Below are 12,673 nucleotides of genomic sequence, written 5' to 3' on the forward strand. Positions count from 1 at the left end.
CCTCCCAACCTTTATGATTTCCGGTGGTCAATTTTTTCTGCAATTGCCCTGCCGAATCCTTTATCTGTAATCAGTGCTGCCGTCCTGACCCCTTTGCCCAGGGCCTGTCCCAGTCTTTCCTTTTCTCCGAAGATTCTGGAGGAAATGTGGTATCTTTCAGCAGCTTTTATATATTCATCCTTTGTCCGCGGGGAGCTGTCTTCTGTAACAATCAGCAGGACACCCTGTCCTTTCTTAAGTCCTTCCGACACCTGTTCATTCCCGGAAAGCAGTCTGCCTGCTTTCATGCAAAGGCCAAGCATCCTGTAAATCGGCTCATCCATTTTCAATCTGTGCTTTCAGCGCTTCATACACATCCTTGGACACCGGACGCTTCAGGGATTTTTCCAGGCCGTGATTTTCATAGGCTTTGTTGAAACAGTCCATGCTGTCGCACACATACACGCCGCGGCCCGATTTCTTGCCTGTCCTGTCCACTTCGATCACCCCGGTAGGGAGTACTACGATGCGGAGGAGTTCTTTCTTCGGCTTTAATTCCTTGCAGCCCACGCACATGCGCATGGGAATCTTCTTTACCTTCATTCTTTGGTTTCCTCCTCAGCCTCGCCGCCGGCTTCAATATCTCCCAGGATATCATCATCTTCTTCCTCAGCGGCCTGTCCGAATCCTTCTTCCTTCGCCTGGGTTTCGCTCTTAATATCGATCTTCCAGTTTGTCAGCTTCGCTGCCAGCCTTGCATTCTGGCCTGCCTTACCAATGGCCAGGGACAGCTGGTAATCAGGAACAATGACGTAGGAGGACTTTTCTTCTTCCCACACGGAAACGGAAATGACTTTGGCCGGGGAAAGGGCATTGGCGATATACACGGCAGGATCTTCATCCCAGCGGACGATATCAATTTTTTCATCATGAAGCTCGTTTACAATGTTCTGTACCCTCTGGCCCTTGGGTCCTACGCAGGCACCAACGGGATCCACCTTGGGGTCCATGGCATAAACGGCAATTTTAGAGCGGGAGCCTGCTTCACGGACCACGCTCTTGATTTCCACAGTGCCGCTGTAAATTTCAGGAACCTCCAGTTCAAAGAGCCGTTTCAGAAGTCCCGGATGGGTTCTGGAAAGGATGATTTCCGGTCCCTTGGTGGTCTTTCTGACTTCCAGTACGTAGCATTTGATTTTATCATTGGGATGGAATTCTTCCCCTTCAATCTGTTCCGCATAGGGAAGGATGCCTTCCACGCGGCCCAGATCTACGAAAATAGTGCGGGATTCGCTCCATTTCACGGTGCCTGTAATCACATCGCCTTCGCGGCCGGAGAATTCATCATAAATAGATCCTCTTTCTGCTTCACGAAGTTTCTGAATCATCACCTGCTTGGCGGTCTGGGCGGCCACGCGGCCGAAGTTCTTCGGTGTCACTTCGATGCGGAGCATGTCTCCTGCTTCATAGGACTTATCAATCTTCTTGGCATCTTCCACGGAAATTTCATTCACTGCATTTTCAGAGTCGGGGTCAATTTCTTCTACCACCATTTTTTCTTCATAAATATGGTAATCCCCGGTTTCCCTGTTCAGTGTGACAGAGGACTTGGCATTGCTGCCGGTTTCCTTCTTGTAGGCAGTGAGCAGCACCATTTCCAGTGCGTCAAAAACGATTTTCTCATCGACCTTCTTTGCCTTCACCAGGCCCTTGATTGCTTCGATTAAATCTAAATTCACGATGTCCATTTCCTCCCGGAATCAAAATGAAAAATGCAGTCTAACCTGCGAAATTTTATCTCTGCTTAAAGAAATCTCTCCCTCTTCTGTTTTCAGAAGAAGAGCGCCGTCCTCAGCAAGACCCAGCAGTTTGGCCGTAAATGATTTCACGCCCTTCTTCCCTTCCAAGGGGGCAAAAAGCTTCACATCCACGTCCTCACCGGTATAACGGATAAAATCTTTATCCTTCTTCAGCACACGGTCAAGGCCGGGCGAAGAAACCTCCAGCATGTAATTATCAGGAATCAAATCCGCCTCATCCAGAAGCATGCCTGCTTTTTCGCTCACAGTCTGGCAGTCATTCAGATCCACGCCGCCTTCCTTGTCAATGTAAATGCGGAGAATCCAATTTCTCTCCCGCACATATTCCACATCCACAAGTTCCAGGCCCTCTCTCTCCAGGCCGGGCTCCAGCAGTTTTTCCACTGCTTCTTCCACATCCCTGCGCGCCATATGCCCTCCTTATCCTTAATATAAGAAAGAGTGAGCCGAAGCTCACTCTACAGGAAACTCTATACACACACTTACGGTTTGATTATACCACACTATGTAAAGGGTGGCAAATCATTGAGCTCTTCGTCTCTCCGAGTCGTGGCGACGGCTTCGCCGCCGTTTTTATCTCATTTCTCGAGCAAATACTGATTTCATCAAAGTCTGCCTTTATTCCTGAATTTATAATGCCCTGCAGGAAGCGGGATAAACAGGGATGCAGGCTATACAGGTAGTTCCATGACGAAGCAGTGCATATAATTCTTATGAGAAAACTTTCTGAATGAATCAGTGCTTTCTGACGCCTGAACACCTGATAGAGCTTTCATCATTTGTCGCTGCTTCCGCAGGAGAGGCGGACAGCCGCCTGGATAACCCGGGCAAAGGCAGGCGGAATCAGCTCTTTTCCCAGACTCTTGCCCAAAGTCCTTCCAATGATGACCCCTTTATTTCCATAAAGCCAGGCGAAATAGTAGAACTCCAGGGCCTCCCGATTTCTTGGATTGATATTTTTCAGTTTCACCGGAGGATAGTAGCCCTTGGGCAGGCCCAGCTTGGCGCCCGCTTTTTTAATGAGGGACGTATTTACCGCATCGCCGGCGTCCTCCATGTCACCGATGACCTGGTCCAGCGCCTTTCGTCCCCGATGGGCAAGACAGGACTTCACCACATCCATTTCATAGCAGATGAAATCAGTAAAAAAAACATAGGGCGACTGCCGGGTTGTCCCCATGACATCCCTGTCGTAAAGACATACTGCCGGTATATGGAAACGCCGTACCAGCTGGGCAATTTTGGAAATAGAACTTTCTCCCCGGGCATTGATGAGGCATATGCCATGATAGTCGAAATTAACGCCCAGAGTCTTGGCGAAATAGCCAAAGGAGCCGTATTCCGTCTCCCCTTCCACCAGGATGGTGCACTTGGAATAAAGAGCTTCCTTCACTTCGGGGAAATGCATGATCAGGTGCTTTTCGATTTCCCTGTCAAAGTGGAAAGAGGCCCCGCAGGCAGCCTGCACCTTTTTCCTGTCGTCCCAGTAAATGCGGATAATCTGCCGATAATCGTTGACCAGGGAGTCCGTAGAATGGGTGACCACAAAAAGCTGCCCCCTCAGCCCATCCACGCCCAGTATGGTCTGCACCAGTTTCAGGAAAAAAGGCTCTTCATTGTTCAGGATAGAGCGGCAGAAAGCCAGCATGGCCCGCTGCAGATAAGGATGGAGATGCAGCTCCGGTTCATCAATGCTCACAGTCACCGGAAGGAAACGGCGCCCTCTGCTGTCAGTCACAATCATGTTTTCAAAAGAAATAGCCCGGCTTTCCTTTTTCCGAATCATCTTGATAAGAAGCGATACCCCTACGGCAATCATGAGCTTCATGGTAGAATCATAGGACGTACCAATGGCAATGGAACGGAAAATTTCATTGAACAGGACCAGGGTAGCCTTGCGGGCATCCTCCTTGGGCAGGGAAAGATGGAAGCCCTTCTGGTTCAGCAGATTTTCCACCTCTTCAATCACCTCGGGCCCGCCGGAAAGGTACCCCTCAAAAATGGAAATGGTTTTTGCAATGTCTTCCTCGGAAATCATTTTTCTGGGTACTTCATCCAGGGCGAAATCGATATAAAAGAGGCACCGCGTATACTCCAGAGGCAGCTCTTCTCCATTATCCAGATTATAAAGACGGGGCACCACCTGCCGTACATGCTGCCGAAGCTCCAGATGGGCCGTATCCTTCAGCCCGTCATCCTCCGACGACAGGGTGATTTGTACTCTGATAGGCTTATCGGGCTCCAGAAAATCATTTTCTTTGAAACCGTACCCGTGGGTAATGAATTTCAGAAGTGTCAGAAAATTACTTTTCCCGATATTATTATCCCCCACAATATAATTTACCCGGCTGTCAAAGTGAAGCTCCACATGACGGAAAGTACGGTAATTTTCCACCAGCATATGGGATATAAACATGGCCCTGCCTCCTTCTCATGAAAATGTTCCTTTCCTTTATTATATCATGGTCAAAAGGGGCAGAGAGGGTTCAAGCGGAAGAGCAAAAGCAGCAGGCAGGCTGGGAATCTCATGAGACCGGTACATTAAATTCGTATCAAAGCAGGCTCCATCAAGTGCCCTGGTCCATTCAATACAAAAAGGGGCTCCTTTTAAGGAACACCCCTTTTTATATGGACGCCTATCCAATGGAAGGCTGGGCTTTTTTATTTTTTCTCGAAAGGATCATCTTCCGGATTCCGATTATTCAGGATTTCATCCAGTGTCTTCATGGGGCACATGGAACCGCACATGGTACAGGTAAATTCATCTTCCGGTTTGCTGCTTTCCCGATACCTTCTGGCCTTGGCAGGATCGATGGCCAGCGGAATCATTTCTTTGAAGTCCACCTTTCTTCTGGCCCAGGACATTTTTTCATCCCACAGGGCAGCACCCTTCACGCCCTTTGCCAGGTCAGCGGCATGGCAGGCGATTTTGGAAGCCACAATGCCTTCATGCACATCGTCTACATCAGGAAGACGGAGATGTTCTGCCGGAGTCACATAGCAGAGGAAATCAGCGCCGCAGGATGCAGAAAGAGCCCCGCCAATGGCAGCGGTAATGTGGTCATAGCCCGGTGCCACATCGGTAACAATGGGCCCCAGCACATAGAGCGGCGCCCCATGGGTCAGCTTCTTGGCCACTTCCACATTCATGCGCACATCAGAAATAGGCATATGGCCCGGGCCTTCCACCATGACCTGCACACCAGCCCTGCGGGCACGGAGCACCAGTTCACCTAGGTTAATCAATTCGGAAATCTGGATGGCATCGGTGGAATCATGGCCGCTGCCGCTGCGGCAGCCGTCTCCTAAAGACAGGGTCACATCGTATTTCCGCAGAAGTTCCAGAAGCCGGTCAAACTGTTCATAGAAAGGATTTTCCTTCCCGTGCATGTACATCCAGGCAAAAAGGATGGAACCGCCCCGGGAAACCAGATTGGTAATCCGCTTGTTCCGCATAATGTGCTTTGCAGTCTCCCGATTCAGTCCTGCATGGATGGTCATGAAATCCACGCCGTCTTTGGCATGCCGTTCCACCACGGAAAATAAATCATCAGCAGTCATGTCTTTCAGCCCCTTATGGAGCACGCCCTTTACATCATACATAGGTACCGTACCAATGGCGGCAGGGCTGTTCTTCACCAGCCATTCCCGGAAAGGTGCCGTCTCTCCATAGCAGGACAGGTCCATAATGGCTTCTGCCTTCATTTCCCACGCCAGCTTCGCCTTTGCCTGCTCCGTTTCATAATTGCACACATCTTCCGAAATGCCCAGATTCACATTCATCTTTGTGCGAAGTCCCTTGCCGATGGCATAGGGATGAAGAGATTTGTGGTATATATTGGCAGGAATGACAATGGTTCCTTCTGCCACTCCCTGCCGGATATATTCTGCCGGCACCCCTTCATCCCGGGCTGCCGTTTCCATTTCCTTCGTTATGATTCCCTGTCTTGCCGCTTCCAGCTGTGTCATGATTCCTCCCATGAAAAAAAGCCCGCCATAGCGGGCTTTGAACAAACAGATTTCCTGCTTCCTTACGTCGGTATAAACCGCATCAAGTTCAAAGGGTCGGATTTCATCCTCTCAGTCCACTGACTCCCCCAGCATGTATGTATTATACCATAGGAGGGAAAAAGTTCAAAAGATTCAGGTTCAGGGAAGCGGCAGGCAAAGCATCCGGCTGTCTTTCTTACTTCTCTCCCATCTCCAGACACTAAAAAAGCCGGAACCTGAAGTTCCAGCTGAATCATCATGTGGTGCCGAGGACCGGAATCGAACCGGTACGAATCTCACGATTCGAGGGATTTTAAGTCCCTTGCGTCTGCCAGTTCCGCCACCCCGGCAGGTATATATGAAGATTATAATAGTTAAAATATGGAGGCGGCACCCAGAATCGAACTGGGGATAAAGGTTTTGCAGACCTCTGCCTTACCGCTTGGCTATGCCGCCATATGGAGCGGAAAACGGGACTCGAACCCGCGACCCCAACCTTGGCAAGGTTGTGCTCTACCACTGAGCTACTTCCGCACTGGCGACCCGGATCAGATTTGAACTGACGATCTCCGCCGTGACAGGGCGGCATGTTAGACCACTACACCACCGGGCCGCACGTAAGTTACTTAATTAGTATACCCACCATCCGCCTTTTTGTCAAGGGAATGATGACTTTTGTCATTTATGGGTAAAAACGGGAGAAAATGAAAGAGAATCATAGTATACAGGCCGATTTTCCCAAACCCTTTTTGAAACTTTTCCCTTTTTTATGAAAAAAGTTTCCTGCGTAAAAGAGCCAGGAAGTCCAGGTCCATGAAATTGTCTTATGCCATGGACATCCTCCTTAATTAAAAGTTTGCAGGAAAAGAACCGGGCTTTACCTTTTCCCCCTTAGGAACCACAAAGAAATCGTCGTCAAAGGTTCCCTTAGCCATCTTCCGCAAAATACCATAACCGCCATGAACCATATGAAGATCTGCTTTGAGCAGGTCCACCATAGGCTCGATGTACTTCTTCACCGGCTCCACATCATAGCAGCCGGTATCAATAATATAAAAATCATGAATTGGCGCATAAAGCTTCTTCAGATACCCATGAGCTTCGTCTCGGCCCATCTTTTTCTCCAGCTTTTCCATATCAATGGAGGATTCCTTCATGAACTCCATCCAACTTTCCGTAAGAAAAACGCCATGCATATCCCGCTTCAAATCGGCCAGGCTGTCTCCGGAAAGAAGGATATCGATGCAATCCCTGGTTTTCGGATATACCAGAGGCGCCGAAGACGCGGCGATTCCTATATTTCCTCCGCCGCAGCCTGTGGTGCACACCACGATTTTTGATACATTGTAAAAATGATCGATCTTATCCTGCACATAATGATGAAGCACCTTGGGGTCCCGGTGAAGACCGGGCGGCATGAAATAGACCACACTGTCTGACTGAGCCTCTTTCATCGCTTCTTTCAGTTCTCCTGCCAGTGTAGGGCAGGCAAGAATGACCGTCTGATTTCCCATTTCATATCACCTCAGCATATAAACAAAAGCTGCCCACATAAGAACCGTGACAGCTGCACCCAAAAACAGAATCATGCCCTTTCCATTCCCCCATCTGCCATCAGACACCGCTCTGCCAAACCGGGATTTTGCGCCATCCAGAAAAAGGAGAATGGCAAAAGCGGCTGCCTGGGCATAGAGAAAAAGAGAAAGGTTTTGATTTTCCCCCTCAGAAACAGTAATCAGAATACAGGGCGCCAGAATCACTGCCATGCAGAAGAGCTGCAGGCCCCGATACCACAGGGGATAGTGCCGCTCAGGCGCCTTCTTTTTGACTGCCATCCAGCTCCAGATCGTCATGAGGAAGCCCAGGGCAAGAAAGATAAAGTTAAATTCATCCATAAAAATCGCTCATTCCGATATCGCTTTCAGAAAAGAAATCAACATAGAATTTCCTGTCCTTATTGTGGCATACACTAAAAGATTTGTAAATGACAATTCATCCATGCTTTTCTAATGAAATCAAAGAAGTCCTCTGTCTTCATCATCTGAGCAGGGTCTCAGATGTCCGAAAGCCAAAGTCTGCATGTAGAAATTCTGCTTTTGCTGTGGGAAGACGGACTGCTTCCGGCCCGGTAAAGTCCGGTTGAAAGAGGGTTCCTTCCATAAGAAATGTCTGCTTTAAAAGGACTGCTTTTTTCCCTTCAAATTTCCAGCACAAAAAACTTCCTGTCATCCCGCGATTCACGCGCCAATCTTCAAGGGGCTTCATGAGCCTGCCCCTCAAGGGATGTCAGGAAGTTTTTCATTTGAAATTCGGCCGGCCTTTGAGGGAAGAATCATATTAGAATCCATAGGCCTCCTGTCTTCCATGGATTCGCGCCGACAGGAGGAATCGCCCATGTTTTCCGGGCCTTTTGTTCCCTCTGCTCATATAGTCAGAGATAAAGGAAGAAATTTCATTTCTCATCTTCCTGCCGCCCGAAACTCTTCATTTGACACCTCCTGTCTCCTATGCTATAGTTAGACTTAATTACAGACATGCGATGAAGAGAAGAGTAGGCAGATGACAAGGCCAAAGAGAGCTCCCGGTGGTGAGAAGGGAGTGCCAAAGAGCTGCTGAAGATGGACTCTGAGCAGGGAAGGCCGAATGATGAGGCATCCCGGGTGCGCCCGATACAGCGCTCAAGTATCAAGGCCTTATGGCTGGCGTACCTATAGAGGTTCATGCAGCAATGCATGGATAAAATTGGGTGGTAACACGAATCTTTCGTCCCTTTAGGGATGGAAGATTTTTTTATTTTAAGGAGGTTTTATGCCTTTCTATAATGGAACTTTATTTGAAATAGACCGGAAGGAAATGCTCCGCTATGCAGGCATGAATCCCAAAGGTAAGAATTTTCCCGAAGAAGCCGTACAGAGTGCCATACAGGAGGCGCTGGCACTGGCGGAGCCTAAAGGCATCTGGCAGGTGATCCCCTATTCTCCTTCTGAAGGAAAGATTGAAGGAAATCCGCCTCTGGTGCTGTCCGGAAACAGCATCCGTCACCATCTGGCCAATTCCTGGTCCACTGCCGTGCTGGCGGTGACTGTGGGTGATGAAATCGAAAAAGCATCGGATGCTGCCTTCAAGTCGGGAGACTATGTACGGGGTCTTCTTCTGGATGCGGCAGCCACTACTGCCACCGAGCATCTGGCAGACCAGGTGGACCGGCTCATCCAAAAGGAAGCTGCAAAGGACGGGCAGAAAACGGTATGGCGCTTTTCTCCGGGCTACGGAGACTGGCCGGTAACCCAGCAGAAAGACTTCTGCCGCCTCATCGAAGCAGATAAAATCGGCATCCAGGTGACAGACCATTCCATGCTGTTCCCAAGGAAATCTGTGTCCGCCATCATCGGCATTTCTCAATGCAGCCAGCGCCCTGCGCCGGCCAAATGCCGGACCTGCTCTCTTCTCACCTGTCCCTTCAGGCATTAAGTTAGAATAGAAAGTCCAGCGCCTGTCACAGCACCGGGATTTCGAAAATTATTTCTTGAAAATATAACTTTCATATTCCATCATATAATATAGAAAAATCATATGTCACAGAAAAGGAGTGCTTTATGATACTATTTGACGGCGGCATGGGTACCATGCTGCAGAAATTCGGTCTTGAGGCAGGAAGCTGCCCCGATTATTACAATATTTCCCACCCTGACGTGGTACAGCAGATTCACAGGGCCTATATGGAAGCAGGGAGTCAGTTTATCACCACCAATACCTTCGGTTCTTCTCCGCTGAAGCTGGCCGATTACGATCTGTCAGACAAGGTGGAAGAAATCGCTGCAGCTGCAGTGCGGAATGTGCGGGCTGCCTGCGGAGATAAAGTGAAAGTGGCCGGCGACATGGGCCCCACCGGAAAGTTCATCAAACCCATCGGCGATTTGTCCTTTGACGAAACCTGCGAAAATTATTACCGGCTGGCCAAAGCGCTGGCCCAGGCAGGAGCAGACTGCCTCATCATTGAAACCATCATCGATATCCAGGAAATGAAGGCAGCCCTGATAGCAGCCAAAGAAGCGGCCAGCCTCCCTGTGATCTGCCAGATGACCTACTCCGAAGACGGCAGGACTATTCCAGGCACAGACCCCGTTACTGCCACCATCCTTCTGGATGCCATGGGTGCGGATGTCATCGGAGCCAACTGCTCTGTAGGTCCTGACAAGCTGCTGGAGGCCGCCCGCCAGATGGTTTCCGTCACCAATAAGCCTGTGATTATCCAGCCCAATGCAGGCATGCCGGTACTGGAAAACGGAGAAACCCGCTTCCCCCTGGGGCCGGAAGAATTTGCATCCTATGCTCCGGAATTTGCTAAAATCGGCGTATCCTACCTGGGCGGCTGCTGCGGCACCACGCCGGACCATATCCGGAAAGTGGCAGAGGTGCTAAAAGATGTCCCCCTGACTCTGCCGCCGAAAGTGAAGCCCTTCACCGCCCTCACTTCCCGGACAAAAACCGTATTCATCGGTGACGACTATGCTCCCGTCAAAATCGGGGAACGAATCAACCCCACGGGAAGAAAGAAAATGAGAGCAGATATCCAGAAGGGCAGCTTCGTTTCCGTCAAGAAGGAAGGGCTGGCAGAAGTAGCTGCCGGTGCTGATGTACTGGATGTAAATATGGGTGTTCCCGGTATCGACCAGAGAGAAGCCATGGAAACAGTCATTTCCCAGCTCTCCATGCTCTGCCCGGTACCTCTGTCCATAGACAGCACGGACCCGGCGGTGCTGGAAAGAGCTCTGAAAGTATACCCCGGCCGCCCGCTCATCAATTCCGTCAACGGCGCCGATGATGAAATTCTTGAAAAGGTGTTGAAACTGGCCAAAACCTATGGTGCCGCCGTACTCTGCCTCCCTCTGGAAAAGGGAAATCTGCCGAAAACGGCGGATGAACGGATACGCATTGCCGCTGCCATCATTGACAAAGCCCTCAAAGCAGGCCTTCGGAAGGAAGACCTCCTGCTGGACCCCCTGGTGCTGACCATCGGCTCCTCCGACACCGGTGCCAGAGAAACGCTGAAAACCATTTCTTTATATAAGAAGGAATTCGGTCTTCCCTGCGTTATGGGCACAAGCAACGTTTCCTTCGGCCTTCCTGCCCGGCCCCGGATTAATGCAGCCTTCCTCACCATGGCCTTTGCCTGCGGCATGAATGCCCCCATTATCAACCCCCTGGACAAGGATATCCAGGATGCTTTCATCAATGCCAGACTGCTTCTGGGCTTTGACCCCGGCGCCAGGGATTTCATCAGGGCCGCTGCCCTTTCTGAAGAGCCGAAAGCAAAGAGCGCCCCCTCTGAAGACCTGCCGCCGCTGGAAAAAATCAAAGCTGCAGTAAAGAACGGAGAAAAAGAAGAATCGGCCGCCCTCATCAAAACACTGCTGGACAATGGAATTTCTTCGGAAACCATTATCAAAGAAGGCCTTACCGCTGCCATGACGGAAATCGGAGACGGCTACGGTGCCGGAAAAGTATACCTGCCCCAGGTCATGATGGCGGCAGAAGCCATGCAGGCCGCTTTCAAAGAATTGAAGAAAATTCTTCCTGAAATGAACAGCTCCGCCAAGGGTACCCTGGTCATCGGCACCGTCAAAGGCGATATCCACGACCTGGGCAAAAACATTGTAGCCGCTCTCATGGAAAACAGCGGATACCGGGTCATTGACCTGGGAAAAGACGTGGATCCAGAGGTCTTCGTTCAAGCAGTCAAAGACCATCATGCAGATCTGGCAGGCCTCTGCTCCCTCATGACCACCACCCTGCCGGAAATGGAACATACCGTGAAAGCATTAAAAGAAGAAACCCCCGGCGTTAAAATTCTCGTAGGCGGCGCCGTGGTTACCCAGGATTATGCCAGTCGCATCGGCGCGCCGAACTACTGCAGAGACGGCATTGCCGCCGTTAAAATAGCAGACCGGCTGACAGGAAAAGAGGAATGATTGATGAGTACATTAAAAGAAAAACATAATCAGCATATATTTACCATCACTACGGAACTGGACCCGCCCAAAAGTGCCTCTTCCTCGGTCACAGAAGCGCAGGTAGTCAAAGTCGCCCCCTATGTGGACGCCGTAAACATTGCGGACTGCCCTATGGCTAAAATGCGCATGAGCCCCATTGCCCTTTCCTCCATCATCCAGAGCCGCTATCAGGTGGAATCCATTTTCCACCTCACCTGCCGGGACCGAAATGTCATCGGCCTGCAGGCGGAACTGCTGGGCGCCTACGCCCTGGGAGTCCATAACATTCTCACCCTCACAGGAGATCCGCCTTCCATAGGCGACCACCCCGATGCCAAGGGAGTCTTTGAAGTAGACTCCACGGGCCTCATCGAAATCGCCAAAGCCCTGAACGAAGGCCATGACATGATGGGCCATGAGCTGGGAGAAGCGGCTGACTTCTACATCGGCACCACTGCCAACCCCGGCGCCGATGATTTGGACAAGGAAATCCGGCGGCTGGAAGGAAAGAAGAAGGCCGGCGCCCAGTTTATCCAGACCCAGCCAATTTACGACATCCGACAGGCAGAAAATTTCCTTGCTGCCGCCAAAGACCTTTCCCTTCCCATCCTCTTCGGCATTGTCCCCTTAAAGAGCTTCAAAATGGCCAATTACCTGAACAGCCATGTGCCCGGCATCTTCATTCCGCCGGCGGTGATGAAGGCCATGGAAACGGGAGGCCGCGAAACGGGCATCGCCCTTTCCAGAGAGCTGGTACAGGCTTTAAGAGACATCCACGCCGACGGCGCCCATCTCATGCCGGTAAATGATGTGGATGCGGTGGCAGAAATCTGCCGAACCCATAAATAAAATATCCGTAAACCAGAAAAGCAGCATCTCCCAGGATGCTGC

General features: G+C 50.4%; 12 protein-coding genes, 4 tRNA genes, 1 riboswitch and 1 other annotated feature. Of the genes, 3 read left to right on the forward strand and 13 right to left on the reverse strand.

The window, feature by feature from the left end:
- Nucleotides 1-11: 11 nt before the first annotated feature.
- From NW747_RS00395 to NW747_RS00455, 13 genes are all read right to left on the reverse strand, one after another.
- Nucleotides 12-323 (reverse strand): L7Ae/L30e/S12e/Gadd45 family ribosomal protein, encoded by a 312-nt coding sequence (locus NW747_RS00395; protein WP_273188261.1) that lies wholly within the window; start codon nt 321-323, stop codon nt 12-14.
- Nucleotides 316-582 carry an RNase P modulator RnpM gene (rnpM, locus tag NW747_RS00400; protein WP_008860121.1) on the reverse strand — a complete coding sequence of 89 codons (267 nt, stop codon included), beginning with the start codon at nt 580-582 and terminating at the stop codon, nt 316-318. The genes NW747_RS00395 and rnpM overlap by 8 nt, the downstream gene beginning before the upstream one ends.
- A complete protein-coding gene (gene nusA / locus NW747_RS00405) occupies nt 579-1,718 on the reverse strand; it encodes a transcription termination factor NusA (protein WP_040380386.1) in 1,140 nt (379 codons plus the stop codon). The genes rnpM and nusA overlap by 4 nt, the downstream gene beginning before the upstream one ends.
- Before the next feature lie 21 nt (nt 1,719-1,739).
- Nucleotides 1,740-2,210 (reverse strand): ribosome maturation factor RimP, encoded by a 471-nt coding sequence (locus NW747_RS00410; protein ID WP_273187462.1) that lies wholly within the window; start codon nt 2,208-2,210, stop codon nt 1,740-1,742.
- A gap of 364 nt (nt 2,211-2,574) precedes the next feature.
- Nucleotides 2,575-4,215, reverse strand: coding sequence for an ATP-dependent nuclease (locus NW747_RS00415; protein WP_273094844.1), 1,641 nt, complete (start codon nt 4,213-4,215; stop codon nt 2,575-2,577).
- A gap of 245 nt (nt 4,216-4,460) precedes the next feature.
- On the reverse strand, nt 4,461-5,768 hold the full coding sequence (gene thiC, locus NW747_RS00420; protein WP_273187464.1) for a phosphomethylpyrimidine synthase ThiC: 1,308 nt from the start codon (nt 5,766-5,768) through the stop codon (nt 4,461-4,463).
- Between the two features lie 42 nt (nt 5,769-5,810).
- Nucleotides 5,811-5,908: riboswitch (TPP riboswitch) on the reverse strand.
- Nucleotides 5,909-6,050: 142 nt separating this feature from the next.
- A tRNA-Leu gene (locus NW747_RS00425) sits at nt 6,051-6,139 on the reverse strand.
- 32 nt (nt 6,140-6,171) lie between these two features.
- Nucleotides 6,172-6,245 (reverse strand) — tRNA-Cys (locus tag NW747_RS00430).
- Between the two features lie 3 nt (nt 6,246-6,248).
- Nucleotides 6,249-6,323, reverse strand: a tRNA-Gly gene (locus NW747_RS00435).
- A gap of 2 nt (nt 6,324-6,325) precedes the next feature.
- Nucleotides 6,326-6,402: transfer RNA gene (locus NW747_RS00440), tRNA-Asp, on the reverse strand.
- A gap of 235 nt (nt 6,403-6,637) precedes the next feature.
- Nucleotides 6,638-7,303 carry a DUF1638 domain-containing protein gene (locus tag NW747_RS00445; protein WP_008860116.1) on the reverse strand — a complete coding sequence of 222 codons (666 nt, stop codon included), beginning with the start codon at nt 7,301-7,303 and terminating at the stop codon, nt 6,638-6,640.
- Nucleotides 7,304-7,309: 6 nt separating this feature from the next.
- On the reverse strand, nt 7,310-7,684 hold the full coding sequence (locus NW747_RS00450) for a hypothetical protein (protein ID WP_273187466.1): 375 nt from the start codon (nt 7,682-7,684) through the stop codon (nt 7,310-7,312).
- A 142-nt stretch (nt 7,685-7,826) separates the two neighbouring features.
- Nucleotides 7,827-8,054 carry a hypothetical protein gene (locus NW747_RS00455; RefSeq protein ID WP_008860114.1) on the reverse strand — a complete coding sequence of 76 codons (228 nt, stop codon included), beginning with the start codon at nt 8,052-8,054 and terminating at the stop codon, nt 7,827-7,829.
- A gap of 265 nt (nt 8,055-8,319) precedes the next feature.
- Nucleotides 8,320-8,563: a binding site (T-box leader), on the forward strand.
- Between the two features lie 34 nt (nt 8,564-8,597).
- On the opposite strand from NW747_RS00455, the gene NW747_RS00460 reads away from it, so the two are divergent.
- From NW747_RS00460 to NW747_RS00470, 3 genes are all read left to right on the forward strand, one after another.
- Nucleotides 8,598-9,260 carry a vitamin B12 dependent-methionine synthase activation domain-containing protein gene (locus NW747_RS00460; RefSeq protein WP_273094834.1) on the forward strand — a complete coding sequence of 221 codons (663 nt, stop codon included), beginning with the start codon at nt 8,598-8,600 and terminating at the stop codon, nt 9,258-9,260.
- A gap of 125 nt (nt 9,261-9,385) precedes the next feature.
- On the forward strand, nt 9,386-11,761 hold the full coding sequence (locus tag NW747_RS00465; RefSeq protein WP_273187468.1) for a homocysteine S-methyltransferase family protein: 2,376 nt from the start codon (nt 9,386-9,388) through the stop codon (nt 11,759-11,761).
- 3 nt (nt 11,762-11,764) lie between these two features.
- Entirely contained in the window at nt 11,765-12,631 is an 867-nt protein-coding gene (locus NW747_RS00470; RefSeq protein ID WP_008860111.1) for a methylenetetrahydrofolate reductase, read from the forward strand.
- Nucleotides 12,632-12,673: the final 42 nt, after the last annotated feature.

Source organism: Dialister succinatiphilus (genome assembly GCF_928721695.1).
Lineage (GTDB): Bacteria > Bacillota > Negativicutes > Veillonellales > Dialisteraceae > Dialister > Dialister succinatiphilus.